Source organism: Pinibacter aurantiacus, assembly GCF_019130065.1.
Taxonomy (GTDB): domain Bacteria; phylum Bacteroidota; class Bacteroidia; order Chitinophagales; family Chitinophagaceae; genus Pinibacter; species Pinibacter aurantiacus.
The window spans coordinates 484276-509623 of the sequence record NZ_JAHSPG010000003.1 but is presented as its reverse complement, the minus strand read 5'-3'; the positions used below and the strand labels follow the sequence as shown (position 1 = coordinate 509623).

General features: G+C 42.3%; 12 protein-coding genes. 7 read left to right on the top strand and 5 right to left on the bottom strand.

Annotated features, from left to right (window positions below; translation table 11 throughout):
* Nucleotides 1-323 precede the first annotated feature (323 nt).
* From KTO63_RS07905 to KTO63_RS07885, 5 genes are all read left to right on the top strand, one after another.
* Nucleotides 324-3404 carry a PKD domain-containing protein gene (locus KTO63_RS07905; RefSeq protein WP_217790684.1) on the top strand — a complete coding sequence of 1027 codons (3081 nt, stop codon included), beginning with the start codon at nucleotides 324-326 and terminating at the stop codon, nucleotides 3402-3404.
* Between the two features lie 1080 nt (nucleotides 3405-4484).
* Nucleotides 4485-7064 carry a PKD domain-containing protein gene (locus KTO63_RS07900; RefSeq protein ID WP_217790683.1) on the top strand — a complete coding sequence of 860 codons (2580 nt, stop codon included), beginning with the start codon at nucleotides 4485-4487 and terminating at the stop codon, nucleotides 7062-7064.
* 232 nt (nucleotides 7065-7296) lie between these two features.
* The gene (locus KTO63_RS07895; protein WP_217790682.1) at nucleotides 7297-10194 is read left to right on the top strand and encodes a PKD domain-containing protein; all 2898 of its coding nucleotides are present in this window, start codon (nucleotides 7297-7299) and stop codon (nucleotides 10192-10194) included.
* A gap of 853 nt (nucleotides 10195-11047) precedes the next feature.
* Nucleotides 11048-13597, top strand: a complete 2550-nt coding sequence (locus tag KTO63_RS07890) for a PKD domain-containing protein (protein WP_217790681.1) — start codon at nucleotides 11048-11050, stop codon at nucleotides 13595-13597.
* 463 nt (nucleotides 13598-14060) lie between these two features.
* On the top strand, nucleotides 14061-15980 hold the full coding sequence (locus tag KTO63_RS07885) for a PKD domain-containing protein (RefSeq protein WP_217790680.1): 1920 nt from the start codon (nucleotides 14061-14063) through the stop codon (nucleotides 15978-15980).
* Between the two features lie 126 nt (nucleotides 15981-16106).
* On the opposite strand, the gene KTO63_RS07880 is transcribed toward KTO63_RS07885, so the two are convergent.
* The 4 genes from KTO63_RS07880 to KTO63_RS07865 form a co-directional block, all read right to left on the bottom strand.
* On the bottom strand, nucleotides 16107-16697 hold the full coding sequence (locus tag KTO63_RS07880; RefSeq protein ID WP_217790679.1) for an HAD-IB family hydrolase: 591 nt from the start codon (nucleotides 16695-16697) through the stop codon (nucleotides 16107-16109).
* A 183-nt stretch (nucleotides 16698-16880) separates the two neighbouring features.
* The gene (locus KTO63_RS07875; RefSeq protein ID WP_217790678.1) at nucleotides 16881-17612 is read right to left on the bottom strand and encodes an SDR family oxidoreductase; all 732 of its coding nucleotides are present in this window, start codon (nucleotides 17610-17612) and stop codon (nucleotides 16881-16883) included.
* Nucleotides 17613-17721: 109 nt separating this feature from the next.
* Nucleotides 17722-19116 carry an FAD-binding oxidoreductase gene (locus tag KTO63_RS07870; RefSeq protein WP_217790677.1) on the bottom strand — a complete coding sequence of 465 codons (1395 nt, stop codon included), beginning with the start codon at nucleotides 19114-19116 and terminating at the stop codon, nucleotides 17722-17724.
* Nucleotides 19117-19213: 97 nt separating this feature from the next.
* A complete protein-coding gene (locus KTO63_RS07865) occupies nucleotides 19214-20116 on the bottom strand; it encodes a decaprenyl-phosphate phosphoribosyltransferase (protein ID WP_217790676.1) in 903 nt (300 codons plus the stop codon).
* 197 nt (nucleotides 20117-20313) lie between these two features.
* On the opposite strand from KTO63_RS07865, the gene KTO63_RS07860 reads away from it, so the two are divergent.
* On the top strand, nucleotides 20314-21918 hold the full coding sequence (locus KTO63_RS07860) for a hypothetical protein (protein WP_217790675.1): 1605 nt from the start codon (nucleotides 20314-20316) through the stop codon (nucleotides 21916-21918).
* Nucleotides 21919-22083: 165 nt separating this feature from the next.
* Here KTO63_RS07860 and KTO63_RS07855 read toward each other — a convergent pair whose 3' ends face one another.
* Nucleotides 22084-22923, bottom strand: a complete 840-nt coding sequence (locus tag KTO63_RS07855; protein WP_217790674.1) for a glycosyltransferase family 2 protein — start codon at nucleotides 22921-22923, stop codon at nucleotides 22084-22086.
* Between the two features lie 273 nt (nucleotides 22924-23196).
* On the opposite strand from KTO63_RS07855, the gene recG reads away from it, so the two are divergent.
* On the top strand, nucleotides 23197-25332 hold the full coding sequence (recG, locus tag KTO63_RS07850; RefSeq protein WP_317195750.1) for an ATP-dependent DNA helicase RecG: 2136 nt from the start codon (nucleotides 23197-23199) through the stop codon (nucleotides 25330-25332).
* Nucleotides 25333-25348 lie beyond the last annotated feature (16 nt).

Genomic DNA, 25348 nt, shown 5'->3' with positions numbered 1-25348 from the left:
GCAACCAGACAGTATCAATTTCAAATCATCACTAATCATGGCAATCATGACAATCATGAGAATCCGTTTTCTCTCTCTTCGAAACTATTTTTTTGCACTTTATAAACAATATCGTTCGAAGCGCTGTTTATAACTGCCTACCCCGTTGAAGAATCTCGATTAGTGTATAGGTATTAACCCTTCTCGTTTAATGTCAATCCGATACTTTTTCAATCTTACCATTTTCATGAACATGATAATCTGCGCCCATCAAATCCAATAGCTCTATCAAAGCATCCATTAGTAGCAATACCAATTATTTAAAAAAAATTAAATGGACTGTTATGAAAAGAATGCTATTATTATTGGCCTTATTCTCGTCCTATTTATCCTTCGGCCAGTTAACCCAGCAACATTTAACTGCCGCAAATGGAACCAAAATCGGTTTCTATCAATTCCTCCCCGCTGGTTATAACCCCGCAAAAAAGTATCCCATGATTGTGTTTCTGCACGGTTCCGGAGAAGTGGGAAATGGTACAAGTGATCTACCTAAAGTATTGAACAATGGAATTGGGCGCCTGATTAAGGCTGGCGCGACAATGACCTTTACAGTAAACGGAGAAACCAGCAGCTTTATAGTTCTTATGCCTCAGCTGGCTTCCAACTATGGTAACTGGCAGGATTTCTACACCGATGAAATGATGAAATATGCCAAGGCTAATCTTAGTATTGACCTGAACAGAATATACCTCACCGGGCTAAGCCTTGGTGGTGGTGGAACCTGGCGATGGTCCAGCAGCGACACCACTCACACTGCAATGTTGGCCGGTATGGCTCCAATTTGCGGAACAGGAGAAACTCAACAATATTTCTGTTGGGTAACATACGACAGGGTAGCTTGCTGGGCATTCCACAATATGGATGACGGTACCGTTCCGGTGGGAAACACACAGTACGCACAAATGACGCTCGATAATTGCGACCCTAACCACAACGAAGTGCGACAATTCACCTACTATCCAAGTGGCGGCCACAATGCCTGGGACAAAGCATACGATACCGGTCACGGTATTCAGAACCCCAATCTTTACGAGTTTTTCTTAATGAATCCCAAGAAAGGGGCGAACCCTGAAATACCAATAGCAGATGCCGGTCCGAATGTTATCTTGAATTTTCCACAAAACTCCACCAATCTCGACGGAAGCAAATCTCGTGATCCGAATGGAGGTACAATTGTTTCCTACAGATGGAGAGCTGTGGAAAGATCCGACCGCGGAACCATACAGTCGCCAAACAGCGCGAAAACAGTGTACAACAACCTGACTCCGGGACTGCACGTTGTTATTTTAGAAGTAGTCAACGACAAGGGCCAGCATGGGTTTGATGTTGTAAATGTTGCCGTTAAAGGCGATCCTAACACAGATCAACCACCGGTTGCCGTGATAATACCTAAGGATACAACCATCAACGCGCCGAGTGACAGCGTTCATCTGGACGGTGAAGAATCTTACGATCCGGATAATCTTCTTATTTATAATTTCCATTGGCAAAAAGCTTCCGGTGCGGCAGGTGATAATATCGTAACGCCTGACGGTTACAAAACCGCAGTTAAAGGACTGAAGCCCGGAACCTACTACTATACATTAACCGTATCAGATTTTGCAGGCAAGACCGATATGGATTCAGTAAAAATTGTTGTAAATCCGCCGCCGTCAAATAACAAACCACCGGTTGCGAATGCAGGTGATGATTTCTCCACCTCAGATAAATTTGCTTACCTGAGTGCGGGCGCTTCTTATGACCCCGATGGTAAAATCACGACTTATTTGTGGTCACAAGCCTCCGGACCAAATACAGCGACAATTCTTTCGGGCAATACAGTCTTTCCAACAGTGCAAGGGCTCGTAGGAGGTACATACAAATTCCGCGTAGTTGTGACCGATAATTACGGAGCAACAGATGATGATACAGTAGCGGTACAAGTGCTCGGAAGCAACAAAGCTCCAATTGCAAATGCCGGTCCGGATCAGAATCTTACATTGCCGGCCAGCACCGCCAAGCTTGATGGTAGTGGATCCAGCGACCCTGACGGTAACATTACCACATATGCGTGGACAAAACTTAGCGGTCCAGCCGGTGGTGATATTGCTTCTCCGGGAAGCGCTAAAACAGATGTGAGCAATCTTGTTGCCGGCACATATACTTATCAGTTAACAGTAACCGATAATATGGGGGCCACAAGCACTGCTACTACACATGTAACGGTGGGCGTATCAAGCAACAAGCCGCCGGTTGCCAATGCCGGTAACGACTTCAGCACAAACGATAATTTTGTTTACCTGAGTGCAGGTGCTTCCTATGATCCTGATGGTTCCATCGCTGGGTTCTTGTGGTCACAGGTGAGCGGTCCAAATACACCAACCGTGCTTTCAGGTAATACGATGTTCCCAACTGTACAGGGTTTGATTGCGGGCACTTATGTGTACAGAGTTGTAGTAACAGATAACCAGGGCACAACAGCACAGGATGACGTTTCGTTTACCGTAAATGCCAATAAGAATCCTGTGGCAGTTATTCCGGGCGAAGTAGTGATTACAATTCCGGGCGGAAAATTCGACCTCAACGCAACGCAATCTTACGATCCTGACGGCACCATTGTTTCTTACGAGTGGAGTGCTTCAAGAAATGGCGTCGTGAATTTGTCGGCAACAAACAAGAGTATGGTTTCATTGGAAGGACTGGTTTCAGGTGAAATTAATTTGAAACTAACCGTCACCGATAACAGAGGAGGTACCGGAACTGCGACCGTACACGTAATAGTTACAACCGATAAGTTGCCTGTGGCAAAAGCCGGATTCGACTTTGTAACATCTAATTCATGGGCATACCTGAGCGGTGCAGGTTCATATGATCTTGATGGCCATATTGTTTCATTTGCGTGGACACAGGCGCAAGGACCAAGCACAGCAAATATCTTAGGCGCAAATACAATGTTCCCAACCGTTTCATCGCTTGTGCCAGGTCTTTACAGGTTTAATTTGGTAGTAACTGACGATGCTGGTTTCTGGTCCAGCGACTACGTAACAGTTGTCGTGATACCATCAAACAGCGAAACTGTTGTTCCTAATGCATTAATCGTTGGAACACTCAGAAACGATCTCTCTGCAAATGGTTCTGCATTACTGTATCCAAATCCGGTGCGCGGAACAGCCAAACTATTGTTGAACAACACTCTTACCGGAAAAGTACAAATAGTAGTATTTGACGCTACCGGTAAAATGCAAATGACAGCGAATTATGATAAACGCACTTCAGACTTCCAGCAACAACTGGATGTTTCCAAGCTTGCTCAGGGCGTTTATTATATGCAGATAATGGTAGATGGAAAATCTGCAAGCTCAGTTAAAAAGTTCATCAAACTATAATTGAAAATTTCATCACTATAAAAAAAGGGCCTTCGGGCCCTTTTTGCTTTCATTACAACAGTCTTCATTTACTAACGTTTGTTAGTAAATGAAGAATATAATTTCAGGAGAATTCTTTTTTGTAGCGGCAAATCTTAGCAAACCTAGGCCCATATGCGTTCACCCCTTATCGTTAGCATTGTTATTTTGCGCAGCTATACATTACAAGTATATGTTATAAGACTTTTTCGGCTGTTGTTTTAAGGACTGTATGATATTAATCATCATCCAGACTAGCTTCTCACGCTTGAAGAATAAATAAGGACGCCTACCTTCGCGTCGCGAAAAGAAAAATTTCGATTTTTTGACAAGTAAAAATCAAATGTTTTTTGGTACAACGCAAAACGTTTGCCTGCTGCTATACTTGTCAAACAGACACCTATCCGCACCCCAAATGAATTTTCGCAATACCCGGATCAGCTTATTTATTTTAAAAATAAATAACTAAAAAGCTCATTTGCAACAGACTGAAAAAGTAGAAGTAAACGAAAACAAAACCTGTCGTTTATTTAGGGCAATTTTATATTTAAACTTCCGTTATACGTTGCAAAAAAATCGAGCTCGGTCCTTAATAGGTAGTCGCGATAAACTTATTCGGGCATTACAACACGAAGATGGGGAAGAATAGCGCCAACATTGAGATGCGCGCAAAATTTCAATAACATAAAAAACTTATACCATTATACACATTTTCCCCATTTTGGTATAGATATTGCTTTAGGAAAACTCCATGAAAACGGAACATTGAATGTTCGGAAGAGAATAAAGGTTTGAGGTTAAGGCACACCGTTAGATGTTCAATTGTCGAATCGCATTTTTGAAGTGGTAAAATGTAATGCGAGACTCACTCACGTACTGGATTTCTGCTACCCCGACCGAAAGCTTATTCAATTCTTATTTTATGTGAAAAAGCAGGACGAATGCTACTATTCATCCATGTAAAGTTTTGTTTGTGCAAAACAGCATGTGGACTGAAACAGGAAAGGTATGCCCTGTTGTTTTTGAAAGTAAATGAAAAATCTGAAAAAAATCTGATTGCAAATGAGATCCTTTTTACTCGGTCTGTTAGTGCTGATTAGTGCTTCCTCCTTCGCACAGCAAGTTGCGAAATCAATGACATCGTCCGCTGGTTTGTTCGTTGGCTTCTATGATTTTAGGCCACCTGGATACGTAGCATCCAACACAACCAAAAAGTATCCGTTGATCATATTCCTCCATGGAATTGGAGAGCGTGGCAATGGTACAACCGATCTTCCCAATGTTTGTGCAAACGGTATACCTCGCAATATTAAATGGGGTTCTACAATGACTTATACAGTTAATGGCGTTACCGAAAGCTTCCTTGTATTGTCTCCGCAACTGGATACAAAGTATGGCGGCTGGGTGAATGGTTATGTAGATGCCATGCTTGAATATGCAAAAGCAAATCTTAACTACGATCCGGATCGCGTATACCTTACCGGCTTAAGCGCCGGTGGTGGTGGTACTTGGGACTATGTGTCGAACAAGGCCGGTAATGCTGGCATTTTTGCTGCAATTGCCCCTGTGTGCGGTTCCAGCTACACTGCTTATGGCATGTGCTACATTGCACAGGCGCATTTGCCTGTATGGGCCTTCCACGCAGTGGATGATGGTACGGTGCCGGTAAGCATGACGCAAAATGCATTGGCGCTGATTAATAAATGCTCACCTGCTCCAAATCCTGCACCAAAAGTAACTTACTACGCTGCAGGTCTTGGCGGACATGGTATCTGGTATATGAGCTACGATGAAACGCACACCTATGCCAATCCAAATCTTTATGAATGGTTCCTCTCAAAAAGAAGAAGCACAAACGGCAATGGTGTAAACCAGGCACCTGTTGTGCAACTGACAAATGATATTTCCCTTGTACTACCAACAAATTCTACAACGCTTGATGCAAGCAAATCTTACGATTTCGACGGTACTGTAGCATCCTATAGCTGGACGCAGGTATCTGGTCCATCTACTGCTGCAATTGCATCTGCTACCTCTGCAACTACAAAAGTTAGTAACATGGTGGAAGGAACCTATGTGTTCCAGGTAAAGATCACTGACGATAAAGGCGCGAGCTCAACCGGTCAGTTAAAAGTATTGGTTCAAACAACTTACGGTGCTGACCTGGCACCAATATGTAAAGCTGGCGATGATTTTACTTCTGCAAACAGCACTGTATACCTAAGCGGTGCGGGATCTTATGATCCTGATGGTAAAATTGCAACGTACCAGTGGTATCAAATCGCCGGTCCTGCAACGGCAACTATTATTGATGGCACTACTCCTTTCCCAACTATCAGTAAGTTAGTTACCGGAAATTACAAGTTCAGATTGGTGGTAACCGATAATCTTGGCAAACCTGCCGATGACACAGTAGCGGTTAGTATATCAACCGGCTCTGTTGTACTTGTTCCGCCTGTAGTAAAGATCACCGGTACAACCACCATTACTTTGCCAACAAATACAACAACACTTGATGGTAGCAGTTCTATCAGTAGTAATGCCAATGGAACCATCAGCAGCTATCAGTGGTCAGAAGTTTCTGGTCCTAATACTGCAACGTTTGGCACAGCTACCGCAAAAGCTACTACGGTAAATGGATTGGTAGCGGGAACTTACAGCTTCCAGTTGAAAGTAACAGATAACCTTGGTTCAACAGGAACAACAGCAGTTTCAGTTACTGTGAAAGCATCTACCGGCAGCAACAAAGCGCCAATAGCTAATGCAGGCGCGGATTTCACCACACAATACAAAGACTACGCATACCTGAGCGGTGGTGCTTCATACGATCCTGATGGAAGTATAGCAACATGGGCATGGACGCAAATAAGCGGACCAAACACAACGAAAATCGTTGCAGGAAACTCTATGTTCCCAACGATCAACAATATGGTAGCGGGTACTTATACTTTCAGATTAACGGTAACTGATAATCTTGGAGCAACTGCTTACGATGATGTGAATGTATCTCTTGGTTCAACGGGTAAACCTCCGGTTGCCAATGCAGGTAACGATTTCAGCACATCTAACAACTATGCATACCTGAGCGGCGGTGCATCATACGATCCTGATGGCAGCATAACAGGATGGGCATGGTCACAGGTAAGCGGACCGAATACTGCATCAATACTTTCAGGAAACTCAATGTTCCCAACAGTTCAAAGCCTTGTTGCAGGAACTTACACCTTCCGCGTGAAAGTAACGGATAACAGTGGTCAGTCTGCAACTGATGACGTAGTGTTAACTGTAACAGCAAAAACTGCAACAACAGCGCTTGCAGGCACAGTGAACACACAAGCTCTGGGTGTAGATGTAAATGCAGGATCTACCAAGGTGAATGACCTGGCGAAAGAGCCAAGCATTTATCCAAACCCTGCAACCAACCAGATCACTGTAACATTCACTAATGATTTTGTTGGCAACTACAAATTCTTAGTGTACGATGTGAAAGGAAAAATTGTAACTCAATATAATTATTCTAAGCAAGCGGGTCAGGTACAGCAAAAGCTGGACATTTCAAAACTGCCTGCAGGAATGTATTATTTGGAAACTATTTATGAAGGCAACCAGAAGGCTGTCAGCAAAAAGTTTGTAAAACTGTAGCACCAGGTAAAGTGCTGATTTGAAGATTTGAAAATTTGAAAATTGTCTCTGTGTGACTTCTCAATTGTAGGTTCAATCTCTTTGAATATTGGAGAGTTGGCAAAACATTGGAAAAGATACACCAGCTGCATTTTCAAATTTTCAAGTTCTCAAATTTTCAAAATGTTCAAATTTGAAAATTGGGTAAGCCGTAGTTGTATGAAACAGATGTTTTTTCAAAAATGATTAAATTATGAAAAGTATTTTACTTATTGCGGGGATTTTGTGTTTGTCAGTGTTTGCGGGAGCGCAACAGGTAGCTCGTAGTTTAACTGCAACTAATGGTAAGAAGATCGGGTTTTATGAATACAAGCCCACAGATTATTCAAAATCAAAAAAATATCCCCTCATCATTTTCCTCCACGGGATTGGAGAGAGGGGCAATGGCACAACAGATCTTCCAAGAGTGTTGGCAAATGCAACGCCACGCATGATCAGGGCCGGTAACACAATGACCTTTACCAATCCTAAAACAGGGGTTAAGGAAACGTTTCTTGTGTTGACTCCTCAATTAGACGTACAATATGGTAGCTGGGAAAACTTTTATGTGGATGAAATGTTGAAGTACGCCAAATCAAACCTTAGCATCGATCCAAACCGTGTGTTTCTATGCGGGCTGAGCCTAGGTGGCGGCGGTGTTTGGAAGTATGCAACCAACTCATTAAAAAATGCAAATCAGTTCGCTGGCATCATTCCGTGTTGCGGAACCGGTGAAGGAACTGATTTTTGTAATTTAAATAAAGCAAAGGTTGGCGTATGGGCATTCCACGCCATGGATGACGGAACAGTGGGAGTGGGCAATACACAGTATGCACAAATTAAATTGGCCCAGTGCAGCCCCGCCATGACAGCGAAGTTTACTTACTACGCATCAGGCGGACATGGCATTTGGGAAAGAGCTTTCGATCCCGGTCATGGTTTTCAGAATCCTAACGTGTACGAATGGATGCTTGGTTTATCCCGTAATGGTAACAATAATGACAATCAGGGACAAGACAATGACAATCAGGGCAAACCTGAACCTGTTCCTAATGTGGTGCCGGTTGCAAACGCAGGCGGTGACCAGGCAATTACATTACCTGTAAATACTGTAACATTAAACGGAACGGGTTCAAAAGACAGCGACGGTACTATTAAAAAATATGCATGGACAAAAGTAAGCGGACCTGCGGGTGGCACTATCGCTTCTGCATCTGCGTCAACAACAAAGGTTAACGGTCTTACAGTAGGAACTTACGTGTTCCAGTTAACAGTAACAGATGACGAAGGTGCAACTGCTTCTGACAACGTAACGGTTTCAGTAAACGCAGCTGTAGTTGTTAACGTGCCTCCAACAGCAGACGCTGGCGCGGCACAGGCAATTACACTACCTGTAAATACTGTAACATTAAACGGAACAGGTTCAAAAGATAGTGACGGTAAAATCAAAAAATATGCATGGACAAAAGTAAGCGGGCCAGTTGCTGGTTCTATTGCTTCTCCATCCGATGCAACAACAAAGGTTAACGGCCTTACAGTTGGTACTTATGTGTTCCAGTTAACAGTAACGGATGACGACGGAGCAACTGCTTCTAAAAATGTAACCATTTCCGTAAATGCAGCTGTAGTGGTTAACGTACCTCCAACAGCAGATGCAGGCGATGCACAAGTGATTACATTACCTGTAAACAGTGTAACACTAAACGGAACCGGTTCAAAGGACAACGACGGTTCAATTAAGAAATACTCGTGGAGCAAAGTGAGTGGATCGGGAGCTTGCACAATTGCTTCTCCAAATAGTGCGACAACAAAAGTTGCAGGTTTGGTAGTAGGCGGTTATGTGTTCCGGTTAACAGTAACGGATGATGAGAACGCAACTTCTTATAGTGATGTAGTGGTTACTGTGAAGCCTGCTGTGGTGCCAATTAACCAACCACCAACAGCAGATGCCGGTAAAGCGCAGACCATCACATTGCCTGCAAATAATGTAACACTCAATGGTGACGGTTCAAAGGATAGCGATGGTAAAATTGTCGCTTATGCATGGACGAAAATAAGTGGACCGGCATCAGGCACCATTGCTACGCCGTCTGCAGTATCAACGCAGGTTACAGGTTTGGTTGCAGGCGCATACATTTTCAACTTAACTGTAACAGATAATGCAGGAGCAACTGCTTCGGCCACTATAGCAGTAACGGTAAAACCAGCTGTTGTAGCCAACAAGCCGCCAGTGGCAATGGCCGGAGATGATTTCTCTACCGCAAACACCTTTGCTTATTTAAGTGGTGCAGGTTCTTATGATCTCGATGGTAGCATCGTGACCTGGACATGGAAGCAACTGAGCGGACCAAACACAGCAACCCTTCTTTCCGGAAACACGATGTTCCCGACAATTGAAGACCTGGTTTTGGGTACCTATACCTTCAGACTAACGGTGACAGATAATTCAGGAGCAAGCGTTTCTGATGAGGTAAAAGTAAAAGTCATTCCGGGCAAGGCTCCGATCGCCAATGCAGGTAAGGATTTCAGTACATCTAACAACTATGCATACCTGAGCGGCGGTGCATCATACGATCCGGACGGAAGCATAAAAGGATGGGCATGGTCACAGGTAAACGGACCGGGCAAAGCATCCATACTTTCAGCAGATGGTATGTTCCCAACTGTGCAAAACCTTGTTGCAGGAGCTTACACGTTCCGCTTAAAAGTAACGGACAATAGCGGTCAATCTGCAACTGATGATATAGTAGTAACGGTGAAGGCTAATACGGCTAAATCTGCTGTGGCAGGCAGTGTGAGCACACAGGCGCTGGGCACAGATGTAAATGCGGGATCTACGAAATTGAATGAAATAGCGAAAGAACCAAGTATTTATCCAAATCCTGCAACAAACCAGATCACTGTTACGTTCAATAATGACTTTGTCGGCAACTACAAATTCGTAGTGTACGATGTAAAAGGAAAAATTGCAGCTCAATATAATTATTCTAAGCAAGCGGGTCAGGTGCAACAGCAGCTCGACATTTCAAAACTGCCTGCAGGAATGTATTATTTAGAAACTATTTATGAAGGCAGCCTGAAACCTGTCATCAAAAAGTTCGCGAAACTTTAAATAATTTGAAAATTTGAAGATTTGAAAATTTGAAAATTGTTTCTGTGCCGTTCTCAGCGTTAGATTCCATATCTTGGAATATCTGAAGGGAAACAAAATGAAGGAAGGGCACACCGGTAGCATTTTCAAATTTTCAAATTCCCAAATTTTCAAATCGTCAAACCTTATCCATCTAAAAAAAGTCCGGCTGTGGCTTGCCGTTAAGTGGCCTGCCACGCTGAGAAAGTGTGTTAACCCTGATTTCTCTTATTGCATAATACTTTGTAAAAGAGATCAATAACATAGTTTACTATGTATAAATGATCTTGCTCGTAATCCAACATCCGGGATGGGGATTGCCTGAGCACAAGGTGATGCTTACAGCGTGCTATTGCTTGCCCGCATTTTTCTGCAAACGTGAAGAGTGATTCGAGACTAAGTTCCATTTCCCCCAGGGGGAGTGCTTGTACACGTTTGTGCCATGCGGTTAGTAGAGCAATGAAAGGCTTAAGTTTTTTCAGTCGACATCCGAAAACGGCATCCCTATTGGCTTTCGGGATAACTCAAATGGATCAATGCAACGTCGGTGTGTAGTCGGTTCAAAAAATATTCGAATCGGATATTTTTTTAAGATTGAAGTTATGTGGTATAGAAATTGGTGCGTAATCGATCAACCAAAAAAACCGTTTGAAACTGATCCGGTACTTACTTTCGAGGTGAAATGTTTTGAAGACGTTATTGCAAATTCACAAAAGAGTTATGTCAAGGATTTGAAATCGTGTTGAAAGGTGTTTTGATTTCGTTAGAAAAGTAGTAGTAAACAGTATTGTATAAACAGGTATTTTTTTCAGTGAATCCTTGAATTAATTTTTTTATGAAAAATCTTTTACTCATTGTGGGCATAGTATGCCTATCCCTATTCGCTAATGCGCAACAAGTTGCACGTAGCTTAACTGCCGCTAATGGCACAAAAATCGGGTTTTACGAATATAAACCCACGAGTTACACGACCTCGAAAAAATACCCTCTTATTATTTTCCTGCACGGAATTGGGGAGCGAGGTAATGGTACAACTGACCTGTACAAGGTAAATGCAAACGCCGTACCGCGCCTTATCAATGCAGGCAATACCATGACATTTACTAACCCTAACACAGGGATAGCCGAAACATTCCTTGTACTTACTCCTCAATTAGACGTACAATATGGTACATGGGAAACATTTTATGTAGATGAAATGTTGAAGTATGCCAAAGCAAATCTTAGCATCGATCAAAACCGTGTATTCCTTTGTGGGCTTAGCCTTGGTGGTGGTGGCGTTTGGAAATATGCAACAGCGTCACTAGCAAACGCTTCACAGTTTGCCGGTATTATTCCATGCTGCGGTACAGGAGAAGGAACTTACTACTGTAATCTTGCCGAAGCAAAAGTTGGTGTTTGGGCGTTTCACGCAATGGACGATGGTACAGTAGGTGTGGGAAATACACAGTATGCGCAAATCAAATTGGGGCAGTGTAACCCCACTGTAGCCCCAAAGTTTACTTATTATCCTTCTGGCGGACATGGCATTTGGGAATGGGCTTTTGACCCGGGTCATGGTATTCAGAATCCTAACGTATATGAGTGGATGCTTACGCTCTCCCGTGCTAATAACGGCGCAACTCCACCGGCAGTTCCTGCGAACGTTCTTCCGGTAGCAAATGCAGGCGCAGCACAGGCAATTACTTTACCTATAAGCACAGTAACATTAAACGGAAGCGGCTCTACAGATAGCGACGGTACAATCGCCAGCTACTCCTGGACAAAAGTAAGCGGACCGGCTGTAGGTGTGATCACTTCTCCATCTACTGCTTCAACAACAGTAACTGGTTTGATCGCAGGTACTTATGTTTTCCAACTAACAGTAACCGATAACTCCGGCGGAACTTCTTCAGCTAATGTAACTATCTCGGTTAACTCGGCTGCAATTGTGAATGTTCCTCCAACTGCAGCGGCAGGTACAAATCAAACAATTACATTGCCTACAAGCGCAGTAACATTGGACGGTAGCGGTTCAAAAGATGCAGATGGTAGTATTTCAAGATATGCATGGGCACAGGTAAGCGGTCCTTCTGCATCAACTATAGCTTCTCCAACCACAGCATCAACACAGGTTACAGGACTTATAGCAGGAACTTATGTGTATCAATTAACAGTATACGATAACAACGCGGCAACAGCTACATCTAATGTAACGATTACTGTAAACGCTGCGGTTAACAATAACAAAGCACCTGTTGCAAACGCGGGAAATAATTTCACTACCACAAACAACTATGCATACCTGAGCGGTGGTGCGTCTTATGATCCGGACGGAAGCATAAAAGGATGGGCATGGTCACAGGTGAGTGGTCCAAACACAGCTACAATGCTCGCGACTGATGGCATGTTCCCAACTGTAAAAGACCTTGTTGGTGGTGTATATGTTTTCAAATTAACAGTAACAGATAACCAGGGAGCTTCAGCTTCTGCGAACGTTTCCCTTACTGTGGGCACAAACAAACCACCGGTAGCAAGCGCAGGCGGTAACTTTAATGTACAGCTTCCGCAGGGAACTGTAACATTGGATGGTAGCCTGTCTTACGATCCTGATGGCACCATTTCAACTTATGAGTGGACAAAAGTGAGCGGACCAACCGGTGGAACTATTGTTACGCCTTCTGGTAAAACATCTCAGTTGACAGGATTGATCGCTGGTACTTATGTATACCAGGTGAAGGTGACTGACAATGGTGGCCTTACCGCAACGGCACAGGTGACAGTAACGGTACTTGCTGCAAACAACAACAACAAAGCGCCTTATTGCAACGCAGGAAACAATTTCACTACTGCAAACACTTACGTATACCTGAGTGGTGGTGCATCTTATGACCCTGATGGAAAAATCGTAACATGGGCATGGAGCCAGGTATCCGGACCAAACACAGCGGCTGTAATTGGAGGAAACTCAATGTTCCCAACAGTTCAGGGATTGGTAGCAGGAACCTATGTATTCAACCTCACCGTTACAGATGACTTGGGTGCAACAGCTTCCGCGCAGGTTTCATTCACTTCCAGCACGACAGTGAAATCAGCATCTACACTTTCTACAACAAGTATCGTGTCTGCTGATACAAAAGCAGTGGCTACAACATCTTCACTCAGCCTGAGCCCTAATCCGGCACAGAGCTATGTGAACCTTGTAGTGAACAACGAAACAACTGGTAAAATGAAAGTGGTGATCTTCGACGCAACCGGAAAAGCTGCGAAGACAATTGAATACAGTAAAGGACAATTCGATTTCCGTCAGCAAATTGATATTACAAGCCTTTCACAAGGTGTGTACTATTTGCAAATAGTGCTGGATGGCAAATCACTTCCAACGCAGAAATTCGTTAAACTATAAACGTTAAGCAACTCCGTTTTTTGGGCTGGCAGGTTTTAATACTTGTCAGCCCTTTTTTAATTAATAATTAATAATTAAGAATTAACAGGTGTGGCAAACTGTATAATCGACCTTTAAGTATCTTAAACAGAATAGGACACTACAACCTGTAGTAATGATGCCCTATTAATTACTAATTATTAATTATTAATTTGAATTTCCTTCTGTTCGCCTCTTTACCACGCATTTCTACGTTAAACTACTATCATGCTCCGTATTTTCCGAAGTGCTAACGCGCTGTAATAAACGAAAATCTGTGTTAAGTCTTCAAAACAAATATTCTGATTTCTAATCATTTGTATTTTTTATGTGGGAAAATACTTGCCTGAGCGGCAATTCCACAGACGATCTTGTACATGTTTTACGTTTTACAAGCAGCTTGGGCAATGCTTTATACCCTGATTTTTTAATCCAATGTACGAGTATGAAAACAATTCTCCTCAGTGTGGGGCTGCTTCTGGTAACTCTTGGTATTTCTGCGCAGCAGGTGGCAAAGTCTCTTACCTATAACGGGCTATTTGTAGGGTACTACGAATACAAGCCTACTTCTTACGGTTGGAGTTCAACAAAAAAATACCCTTTAATGATTTTTCTTCACGGTGTGGGAGAAAGAGGAAATGGTACTACAGACTTGTATAAAGTTGCTTTCAATGGTCCCCCAAAGAACATTGCAGCAGGTTCACAAATGGCTTTTACTGTGAATGGCGTAAAAGACACTTTTCTCGTATTGTCTCCTCAGTTGAGCCTTACTTACACCGGATGGATCAATAATTATGTGGATGCCATGTATAACTATGCAACGGCCAATCTGCAGGTAGACCCCAACAGGGTTTATCTGACAGGGTTGAGTGCCGGCGGTGGCGGCGTTTGGGATTACGTTACCAGCGATCCTGCCAATGCGCCAAAGTTTGCCGCTGTCGTAGTAAGCTGCGGTGTGGCTCCCGCCAACACAAACGGCATCTGTTACATGAACCAGGCGAATTTGCCTGTATGGGCATTTCACGCCATGGACGATCCGACTGTGCCGGTAGGCTATACGCAAGCCCTTATAGATAAAATGAACAACGGCTGTACACCTTCGCCCGATCCATATCCTCTGGCAAAATATTTTCCTTCAGGCGGGCATGGCATCTGGGGTTGGGTATATGATGAAACACATGCTCTTCAAAATCCAAACGTTTATGAATGGATGCTGATGCATACAAGAGGTGTTGCTCCTGTAGATCAGGTGCCTGTTTCAAAAGCGGGTAACGATACGATCATTGTACTTCCTTCAAACAAGGCCTCGCTAAATGGTGGCGCTTCCTATGATAACGACGGTACCATTGCCGAATACAAATGGACAAAAATTTCCGGTCCGGATAACTTTACTATTACAACTCCTGCCGCGAGCGCGACAACAGTAACAGGCATGGTTACCGGAACATACACTTTTGTTCTGCGCACATTGGATTATTACGGCAAGGCAGGTTTCGATACAATGACTGTGACCATTAAACCCGGTATTGGCGCCAATATACCGCCAGTGGCAAATGCGGGAAATAATTTCAGTACCACGAATAACTATGCCTATCTGAGTGGCGGTGGTTCGTATGATCCTGATGGTAGTATTATTGCTTATACCTGGAAACAACTAACGGGCCCGGCAATAACACTTGTAAATGCCCAAAGTTCCTTCCCAACGGTACAAAGTGTTGTAGGTGGTGTATACAAATTCCAGCTTACAGTGTATGATAACATGGGGGCTTCCGCTTCCAATTTTGTGACGATGACCAATCCTACCGGATTACTGCCTGTAGAATTTTTATACATAAAAGCCACTAAAGTAAACGGCAAAAACACCGTGCAGTGGGCAACCGATAAAGAAACCAACACAGATCATTTTGATGTGCAGAGAAGCGAGGACGGAACAACATTTACAACTATTGGAAATGTAACGGCCGCGGGCAATTCCACTTCTTCAAAAGAATATTCGTTCACAGATAACCAGTACACAAAAACAAAATATCTGTACCGACTGCAGGAAGTAGACAAAGACGGATCGATCAAATTTTCAAAGATTGTTTCCGTAGCTGATGATAATAACAAAGGCGGTGCAACAATTTATCCTAATCCTGTAAAGGAAAGCTTAAACATAGCCGTTAACAATACTGAAAAAGGAAATGGTGTGATCAACGTGTATGGTATTGACGGTAAACTAATACAACGCCAGGTATTCTATAAATCACAAACGGATTATTACACCAGCATCAATGCACAAAGCCTCAAAGCCGGCATTTACCTGGTAGAAGTAAGCGTGGGAGATAAGTATAAGACAGTGGAGAGGATGGTGAAAACGAATTAATAATTAATAATTAAGAATTAATAGGGTAGCATTCCGCATGTAATCGACCTTAATGAATGTCCAACAGAGAGGGAAACAACAACCAAACGAATGGCGCCCTATTAATTATTCTTTATTAATTATTAATTACCTGAAGGGTTTATAAAACGTCTTCGTCCCCAGCGCCAGCATTGGTTTATCGCCGCTGGTGTCGCCGTAGCAATAAATTTCGTCGTACTCTTTCAAGTTGTAGCGTTGATTAATCAACGCTACTTTTTCTTCCCCGTAACAGTTATTGCCGGTTATTTTTCCTGTTACTTTATTGTTGTGCACTTCCAGCGTCGTGCTGATCATTTTAAGGTTGTGCTCATTCGCCCATTTGCGAAACCAGTTGGACGCAGATGCGGAAACAATTACCACTTCAGTGCCTTGCTCCAGATGTTTTCTTATTTCATGAACAGCTTTCGGGCGAATCATTTCAGGAAGCTTTGCAGTCGCAAAATCGTCGCATTTTTTTTGAAAAGAAATTTCATCGCTGCCGCCAAAAAAGAACTTCAATACTTTTTCCTTGGCTGTTTGGTTAGAAATAACCTTTGCCTTGAAAGCCACTAAATATGGGCTGTTGAGCAAAAAGCCAACATAAAACCATAAGCTGCCTTTATGAAACTTTATATTTTCCAGCAGCGTATCTTTTGTAGTGATCGTTCCGTCGAAGTCAAAAAAAGCGATACGTTTCATGTGAGAGAGATTGGAACGCAGATTTTCATGGTTGTCATGATTTGTTATGATTTTTTTGAAAAAGCCCTTTCAAAAAGCCGTTCTATTAAATCTTAAATAACCATCAAAATCATTATCTGCGTTCTATTTTTAAAATCTTGATAAATCATGACAATCATGACAATCAGCGTTCTGTTGTTTTCATCAGATGTTCATTTTCTTAAACACCGGCTCCGGTACATTCTTGATGATCATCATAATGTACTTCCACATCCACTTTGTGTAAATGGTATTTTTCTTTTTCTCAACGGCTTTGAAAACTGCTTTTGCAACTTCTTCAGGTTGAGCGGTAAGCGGTTTTGGTAAAGGAAGTTCTTCCGTCATTTTGGTATACACAAAGCCCGGTTTTACAGAAACAACGTGCACGTTGTCTTTAAATAATTTATTTCTTAAACCCGCAAGATATGCGCTGAAAGCGGCTTTGGCGCTGCCATAGATCAATTTGCTCTGTCTGCCGCGTTCGCCTGCAACAGAACTGATGCCAACGATCGTTCCTTTCTTTTGTGCGCTGTAATACTTTGCGACAATATTTAAAATAGAAACGGCACCGGTGTAGTTGGTGTCGATCATGCGGTGCGTTAGCTTCCAATCGTTCCATGCATCCTCCTCCTCATACATCACACCGAAAACGCATACTGTAACATCAGGCTTCACAGAGAGGCTGTTAAAGAAGCTTTGGTGACTATCGTAATTCAATGCATCAAACGCATGAATAGTACAATCAACATTGTATCTGATCTGAAGATCAGATTGAATAGGTAAAAGATGTTCAGTATTTCTGGCGGCAAGTTGTAATGAGTATCCATGAGCGCCGAATTCTTTTGCAATAGCAACGGAAATGTCAGACGTAGCACCTAATAAAAGTACAGTTGGCATGTGTGTGGTTAAAGAGTTTTCAAAAAAGGAAAAAAGAAAAAGTAAAAAATTAAAAAGAAAAGGGTGACTGCTCTGTGACGATTTTTCTTTTTAATTTTTTCTTTTTTATTTATTTAACAGCGGCTTCCATCTTCGGCAATACTACCGCAGTGCCGTTTACCTTAGAGTCTTTTTCTTTTGTCAGCAAAAGCCTATCAGACTGATGAGATCTGAATTTAAAATCCGGGTTGAATTTTTTAATAATCGCTTTAAATCTGTCAAGATGCGGATAGCCTGCTTTTAAAATTTCAGGTTTCATTCTTGCATCTTTAGACATGTACAAGCGGCCGCCATATTTCAGTACGATTTGATCAAGCTCATCAAGAAATTCAAAAAGGCCCTTGCGCACAGGTATATCGAGCGCTAGTGTGTAGCCTTCTGTGGGAAATGAAATCAGGCTTTCCTGTTTGCCAAATACTTTCAAAACCGCAAGGAATGAACCAATGCCTTCATCGCTGATACGATTCAAAATATCAATCAAACCTTGCTTTGCCTGCAATGGCAAAACGAATTGATATTGTATAAAACCCGGTTTACCATAACCACGGTTCCAATGTAGAATAGCATCGAGCGGATAGAAGAATGGTTCGTAAGAAACAACATTGTTGATTTCCTTTTTGAAATTTTTTCCGTAATAAAGGAAGTTGAAAGCCTTTACTGTAAAGGTGTTCAACACCCATGAAGGAAGATTGAAAGGAAAGGTGATCTGTTTCTTTTTGGGTAATTGTAAAGGATCGTTTTTTTGCTTGTCGTCCAGGTCCTCTTTTTTCGCATGTTCACCAAGGATAAGAATGCTTCTTCCGAAGTTCTTTCCTTTTTTCAAACAATCGATCCAGGCAACAGAATAAGTATAATGAGCATAAGTATCGAAGAGTTGTAGTATTTCTTCGAGATTCTCTGCTTTAACCTGTTTCTGTTTTATAAATGAAGTTTCTATTTTTTTCAGATCAAAGATCACTCTCTCGATCACACCTGTAAGTCCCATGCCACCACAAGTTGCCTCGAAGAGGTCGGTGTTCTCTGTAGGAGAACAGGTAAGGGTTTCGCCGCTTGCCAGCAAAACATCCATTTCAATAACGTGATGAGAAAATGCACCGTCTACGTGGTGATTTTTTCCGTGCACGTCACTCGCAATGGCGCCGCCTACAGTGATGTATTTTGTACCCGGCGTAACAGGAAGGAACCACCCTTTAGGTACAATGATATCAAGTACCTGGTCAAGCGTAATGCCACTCTGCACTTCCAGTAAACCTTTCTCAGTGTCGAACGATAAAACCTTGTCGTACTTAAGTGTGGAAATAGTATTGTCAGCCAACGATGCATCACCATAGCAGCGGCCATTTCCGCGTGCTATATAGCTTTTTGGCTGGGCAACTAGTTTGTCGAGCTCATCTGTGTATGAAAACGATTTTTCATCACTCTCAATTACCGGATAATTTCCCCAGTTAGCGATTTCTTTTTTCATAAAAACGTTTTATGATTCTGTGGTGTATCATACAACAGCAATTGTTTCAACAGGCGGGTATGGATTATGAAATATGTGTCGACTGTTGAAGCCTCTGCTAGTACGATTTTAAAAAGGTTAATTCCTTAAGGTAAACAATCATGTAGAAACTGGCTATCCACAGTAATAATGTGACTTGTATGAATCGGTCTTTGTAAAGGATTTCGGTTGGAGATCCGGCTTTGTTCTGAACCAATGTTAATTGCAAATATCGCATCAAGCCGGCAATTACAAAAATAGAAGTATAATAAAGTTGGTATGTACCCAGTTTTTCTATTGTGAACGGTGATACACAATACATTATGTACGTTACAATGATGATAGCGCTGAACAATCCAAGCATTGTGTTTAGAAAATCGAGGTTATACCCTTTGATCGACTTGCGCATGTCGGCACCGGTTTCAATCTTCAAGAGAATGTCATCGCGACGCTTGGCAATAGCCATGAACAATGAAAGCAGGAACACCATAAGGTTTAACCACAATGATAGATTGATGTGCGCAATAAGTCCGCCGCCCTTTACGCGAAGCACAAAGCCCACTGCGATGATCATGATATCGAGTATCGAAATGTTCTTGGCTCCAAACGAATAGGCAAGGTTCATGACGAAATAGAAAGCCAGCACAAAAGTGAAGTGCAAACTTTTATCCGCTAAATAAGATAAGATAAAGCCAACGATAGGAAGTAATATAAAAATAACAATGGCTGCCTGCTTGCTTACCGCGCCGCTTGCCAAAGGTCTTTTGCTTTTTTTAGGGTGTTTGCGGTCATCCTCAATATCACGATAATCGTTGATGATATATATAGAGCTCGCAACAAAGCTAAACGCGAAGAAGCCGATAATCAGTACAAGAATATTTTCTTTTGTGAGATAAGCAAAGCCCGAAAAAATCAGGGGTATAAAAAGAAATAAGTTCTTGGCCCAGTCCTTAGGTCGCAACAATTTTATGTAACTGCCCATCAGTACGAATTTGGTTGGTTGTGTTTAAAACTCCGGAAAATGCTGTTTAGCAAGCAGAAAGGATATTGAACCTGCAAGGTCCCGGTGGATTGATTATAAATTAAGTGCCAAGATAGTATATAAAGGTAGTTTGTGCAATACTTTGTAAAGAGATAACCATGTAGTAATTTTCGCCATCATTGACCAACCACCTTATTATGAAGAGATTATTAGCCTGGGCCGAAATTTTCCTGATCATAATCATAGCAATCATACCTGTTTTTGGAACATTTCCGTATCGCTTGAATATTTTTCTTTCCTATGAAGGCGCCTACCGTTTATACCTTGGAGAAATACCTTTCAAAGATTTTGGCATTCCCACAGGGTTTATGTTTTGGGTAATTCCCGCCATGTTTTTTAAAATTTTTGGACCACAATTAATTACGCTTGTGAAAGCGCAGGTGTTGATCAATGTTATATCTGGCCTGGCTTTCAGATCAATTCTTAAAAGTCTTTCCGTAAAAGAGGGAATACGATTTGTATGTGTGTGCCTTTATGTTTTTTCTTTTTCATTTCTCAATTATTGGCCGTGGTACAATCACACAGTTATTGTGTATGAGTTTGTAGGCATCGCTTTTATTTTGAAATTCGTTTTTGGTGAAGGACGAAAATGGCGTTACACGTATATGATAGCAGGCGTCCTGTTTACCCTCTGTTCGTTTTTTACCAAACAAGATGGTGGCGCATTGGGTTATCTTATTTGCACTGCACTTATTTGTTATACCTCATACAACGAAAAGGACTGGAAACAACCGATGTATTTTCTCGCAACTACAATAATTATCGGATGTTTATTTGTTTTGCCATTTCTTAAATATGGTTTTGGCTATTGGTTCAATCACGGCCAACCACCGCACTCATCACGTTTTTCAGCAATGGACATAGCCGATGAATTTTTCAGCGCTTCACAATGGATAAAATTTTATACAGGCGTTATTGTCGTTTTGTTGTTCATTCAGTACAAGCGGAAAGGTGGCGCTGATTTTTGGGCAAATAAAACGCTCATCATTTTTTCATTGCTTGCTTTAGGTATCCTTGCAGAGGCAGCTGTGTTCCAGGTTACGAGTTATGTGCCGCAAGACAATAATATTTTCTTTCACAGTTTTGCCATTGCATTTATACTCGTGATGCTTGCAGAATATTTACCAATAAATTTCGAATCTGCTTCTACTGTTGTCGTTTGCACGTTGGCTGTAATGCTTTGGTGGAGCCAGGTTTACTGGAGATACGTTTACAAATATGCAGAAATAGTTTTGGGAAAAAAGAAAACTGATCCTGCCATTGTAAACAAAAATACTTACCTCATTTTACCGGCGGACACAACAGATGTTCCAATGAACGAATGGCGCGGGATAGAACTTCCCTCATTCAGAAAAATGCTCTTGCCTGGTCCCACAGTTGATGGTATTCACCGCATCGTGCAGATGCCCGAGATCAAAAGGCCCGATGCCAAAGTGCTTAACATGACTGAACTCACGCCACTTGCCAACGATCTTCATTTTTCGTTGGAAACAGGAAGCGATTATCCATTATGGTTCCATAAAGGCGTGGGTATGTTTGAAAAGCAAACACAAATGTTTTGCGACCGCATTAAAAACAATTATTACGACATCGTATTGTTTGAATACATTCCTTACCTCAACAATTTCTATCCCTTCGAAGTGCGAGACACACTGATGCAATACTACAAACGCGTAGATTCATTTACTGCGCCGCGCAAGCCGAGTGCGCAAGCGTGGGTGGAAGTGTATGTGAGGAAATAGGGAATGCCTGCCCGCACGCTGTTGGCGGGGATATGCAGCCTAGCCTGTGCAGTAGAGCGTATCTGTGCCAACAGTGTGCGATACGCGAAGTAGCAGGCACAGATACGCATCGGCACGGGAGCCAGGCTGCATACCCGCGCCGACATTCATTAAGTGCCAACAGTATTAAGATTGACTCTTTTCTAAATTGCTCGTGTCTATCTTTTGCGTCAATGCTTTTCTGAAGCGTTTCGTAAACGAAGCGAACACCCCGCCGCCTTCAATCAATCTTCTGTCGCTTGTCCATGCGAGGGCTTTGTTAGAGGTGACTTTGTATAATTTGCCAAACTTTGTGCGTAGTTTATAACCTAGATAACCGTCTTCATTTGTTCCCGGTGGATGTTCGAAACCATTCACGGCGATCGCTTGTTCTTTGCGATAACAAGAGGTGCAACCGTATACAAACATGGCTTCTTCCTTTGTCTTTGCCAGCCACCATTTATAAGGATCACTTGATGTTTCGTAAAGAAAATACAACAATCTCGGTGCGCCGCTTTCGGGGAAGAAAGCAAATTTGCCATAGGCCATCGAAATATTTTCGTTCTTCAAAGGGCTGGTCATGAGTTCCACCCAGTATGGAGTGTAGATAGTGTCCGCATCTGCGTTGATGATCAACTTTCCTTTTGCGGCGTGAAGGCCCGCGGTACGTGCATTTTGAACACCTTGTTTGGTTTCTGTAATCACCGTCGCGCCAGCAAGTTCAGCAAGTTCTTTTGTTTTGTCAGAAGAATTGTTATTGACAATTAGTATCTCAACAGAAAGAGCGGTTTGTGTTTTAGAAAGAGATGCCAGCGTGCGCAATATTTTTTCTTCTTCATTGTACGCAGGAATAACAACACTCACATCAATCTGATCTCCTTTTACAAGCCCACGAATGCCGTTTCTTATTTCATCAATATGTTCTAAAAAATAATTTTTATCGTGGTAATGAGTGGTAACGTATGATGGTGTGGTGATTGGGCGCATAGGTGCTTAATGATAAGCCAAGATAGCAAACAATTTGAAAATTTGAAGATTTGAAAATGAGAGAGAATTGAAAATTGAAAGTTGAAAATTGAAAATGCTCTGTGTAAGATGTCGAGTATGTTGTGAAATTAATTCTGTGTTACTAATTGCTAAGTGTTATATCCTTAGTTTAGCGAGCTGAGGCATTCTTCATTTTCAAATTTTCAAATTTTCAAATTGCCACATTCTGCCCTCCCATTTTCAATTTTCAACTTTCAATTTTCAATTTGACCTATTTTTGTCGATAAACACTTTAGTATAAACGCTTCACAGTCCATATTATCTAATCCGATAGAGTACCTGAAAGGTGTAGGTCCTTTGCGGGCAGACATTCTGAAGAAGGAACTTAATATTTTTACTTTTAAAGACCTGCTGGAGCATTTTCCGTTCAGGCATGTGGATAAAACGCAGGTTCAGCTGATCAGGGAAATCACACCCCAAACGGACCAGGTACAGGTTGCGGGCCGGCTCGTGAGTCTCCAGGTGCTTGGCGAAAACAGGGGAAAAAGACTGGTCGGAGAACTAAGAGACAGCTCTGGCACGATGGAACTTGTTTGGTTCCAGGGAATTAACTGGGTACAAAAATCGCTTGAGATTGGGAAGGAGTATCTTGTATATGGAAAAGCCAGTTTTTTTAGCGGCTATCCGCAAATAACGCACCCCGAAATAGAAGCTTTCAGCCCCGAAAAATCTGAAGGAAAAAGTTTTTTGGAGCCTGTTTACCCAACAACGGAAAAATTAAAGCAAAAGCAGCTCGGCGGCAGGCAAATTGGTAAATTAACCTGGGGCCTTTTAACAGCTTTAACGCCCGCTGATATACCGGAAAATCTGCCTGATAAAATTTTGCAATCACTTAACTTAATTTCCAGGTACAAAGCGTACAACGATATCCATTTTCCAGCGAACTTTAACGCCTATCAGGATGCGCTTAACAGGCTCAAATTTGAAGAGCTTTTCATGGCTCAGTTAAGATTGAATCTTATCAAATCTGAACGTCACCGTTTTTCGCATGGCGTGGTTTTTAAACAAGTAGGCGAATTATTCAATTCATTTTACAAAACCTGTTTGCCTTTTGAACTTACCGGGGCGCAAAAAAGAGTGTTGAGAGAAATAAGACAGGACACGGCGCATGGCAGACAAATGAACAGGCTTTTGCAGGGAGATGTGGGTAGCGGAAAAACCATTGTGGCATTGCTGAGCATGTTGCTGGCAGTGGACAATGGATTTCAGAGTTGCATGATGGCACCCACGGAGATATTAGCCAATCAACATTTTGCGGGAATCAGCGAGTTGGTAAAGGACTTGCCGGTAACGGTGAGGTTGCTTACCGGTTCTACAAAAGCGAAGGAAAGAAGGGAGGTTTTGGCTGCGCTGGAAAGCGGAGAGCTTAACCTTATTATCGGCACACATGCCTTGTTGGAGGACCCGGTAAAATTTAAAAATATCGGTCTTGCAATAATTGACGAACAGCATCGTTTTGGAGTAGAGCAGCGGTCAAAATTATGGCGAAAAGCGAACATACCACCCCATGTTCTTGTTATGACTGCAACACCTATTCCCCGTACCCTCGCCATGACTGCTTACGGAGATCTTGACTACAGTGTAATTGATGAATTGCCACCCGGCAGGCAACCTGTAACCACAGTTCATCGTTTTGAACAGGCAAGGGGTTCTGTAATGGACTTCATGAAACAGGAAATTGCCAAAGGCAGGCAGGCGTATATAATCTTTCCTTTGATCGAAGAATCAGAAAAAATCAACTATGAAAACCTTATGCGCGGGTATGAAAATGTAAAAGCATTTTTTCCCGAGCCAAAGTATTGGATCAGCATGGTGCATGGACGGCAGCCAGCTGAGCAAAAGGATACCAACATGCAACGTTTCATTACACGCGACACTCAAATAATGGTATCAACTACGGTTATTGAAGTAGGCGTAAATGTGCCGAATGCAAGCGTAATGGTAATCGAGAGCTCTGAGAAATTTGGTTTGTCACAATTGCATCAGTTGCGCGGAAGAGTAGGACGGGGAAGTGATAAAAGTTATTGTATCTTACTAACGGGCAATAAACTTTCCAGCGAGGCGAAAGAACGATTGAAAATAATGACCGCAACGAACGATGGATTTAAAATTGCCGAAAAAGACATGGAATTGCGCGGGCCGGGAGATATTGAAGGTACAAGGCAAAGTGGGATGCTGAATTTTAAACTGGCGAGTTTGTTACAAGATAAACAGTGGCTGGATGCTGCAAAGCAAATGGCCCAACAGATATTGGAGGCAGATCCGGACCTTTCAGAGAAAGCGAATGAAAGATTAAAACACTTTTTGCAAGCGCAAAAAGGAAAAACGGCTTGGAGCAAAATTTCGTAAATTAGAAATAAAGCTA

What these genes read in the sequence shown, in the direction of transcription:
- KTO63_RS07890 (WP_217790681.1), top strand. Translation starts at nt 11,048, where the DNA reads ATGAAAAATCTTTTACTCATTGTGGGCATAGTATGCCTATCCCTATTC.
- KTO63_RS07865 (WP_217790676.1), bottom strand. Translation starts at nt 20,116, where the DNA reads ATGGGCAGTTACATAAAATTGTTGCGACCTAAGGACTGGGCCAAGAAC.
- KTO63_RS07870 (WP_217790677.1), bottom strand. Translation starts at nt 19,116, where the DNA reads ATGAAAAAAGAAATCGCTAACTGGGGAAATTATCCGGTAATTGAGAGT.
- KTO63_RS07900 (WP_217790683.1), top strand. Translation starts at nt 4,485, where the DNA reads ATGAGATCCTTTTTACTCGGTCTGTTAGTGCTGATTAGTGCTTCCTCC.
- KTO63_RS07905 (WP_217790684.1), top strand. Translation starts at nt 324, where the DNA reads ATGAAAAGAATGCTATTATTATTGGCCTTATTCTCGTCCTATTTATCC.
- KTO63_RS07860 (WP_217790675.1), top strand. Translation starts at nt 20,314, where the DNA reads ATGAAGAGATTATTAGCCTGGGCCGAAATTTTCCTGATCATAATCATA.
- KTO63_RS07885 (WP_217790680.1), top strand. Translation starts at nt 14,061, where the DNA reads ATGAAAACAATTCTCCTCAGTGTGGGGCTGCTTCTGGTAACTCTTGGT.
- KTO63_RS07855 (WP_217790674.1), bottom strand. Translation starts at nt 22,923, where the DNA reads ATGCGCCCAATCACCACACCATCATACGTTACCACTCATTACCACGAT.
- KTO63_RS07895 (WP_217790682.1), top strand. Translation starts at nt 7,297, where the DNA reads ATGAAAAGTATTTTACTTATTGCGGGGATTTTGTGTTTGTCAGTGTTT.
- KTO63_RS07880 (WP_217790679.1), bottom strand. Translation starts at nt 16,697, where the DNA reads ATGAAACGTATCGCTTTTTTTGACTTCGACGGAACGATCACTACAAAA.
- KTO63_RS07875 (WP_217790678.1), bottom strand. Translation starts at nt 17,612, where the DNA reads ATGCCAACTGTACTTTTATTAGGTGCTACGTCTGACATTTCCGTTGCT.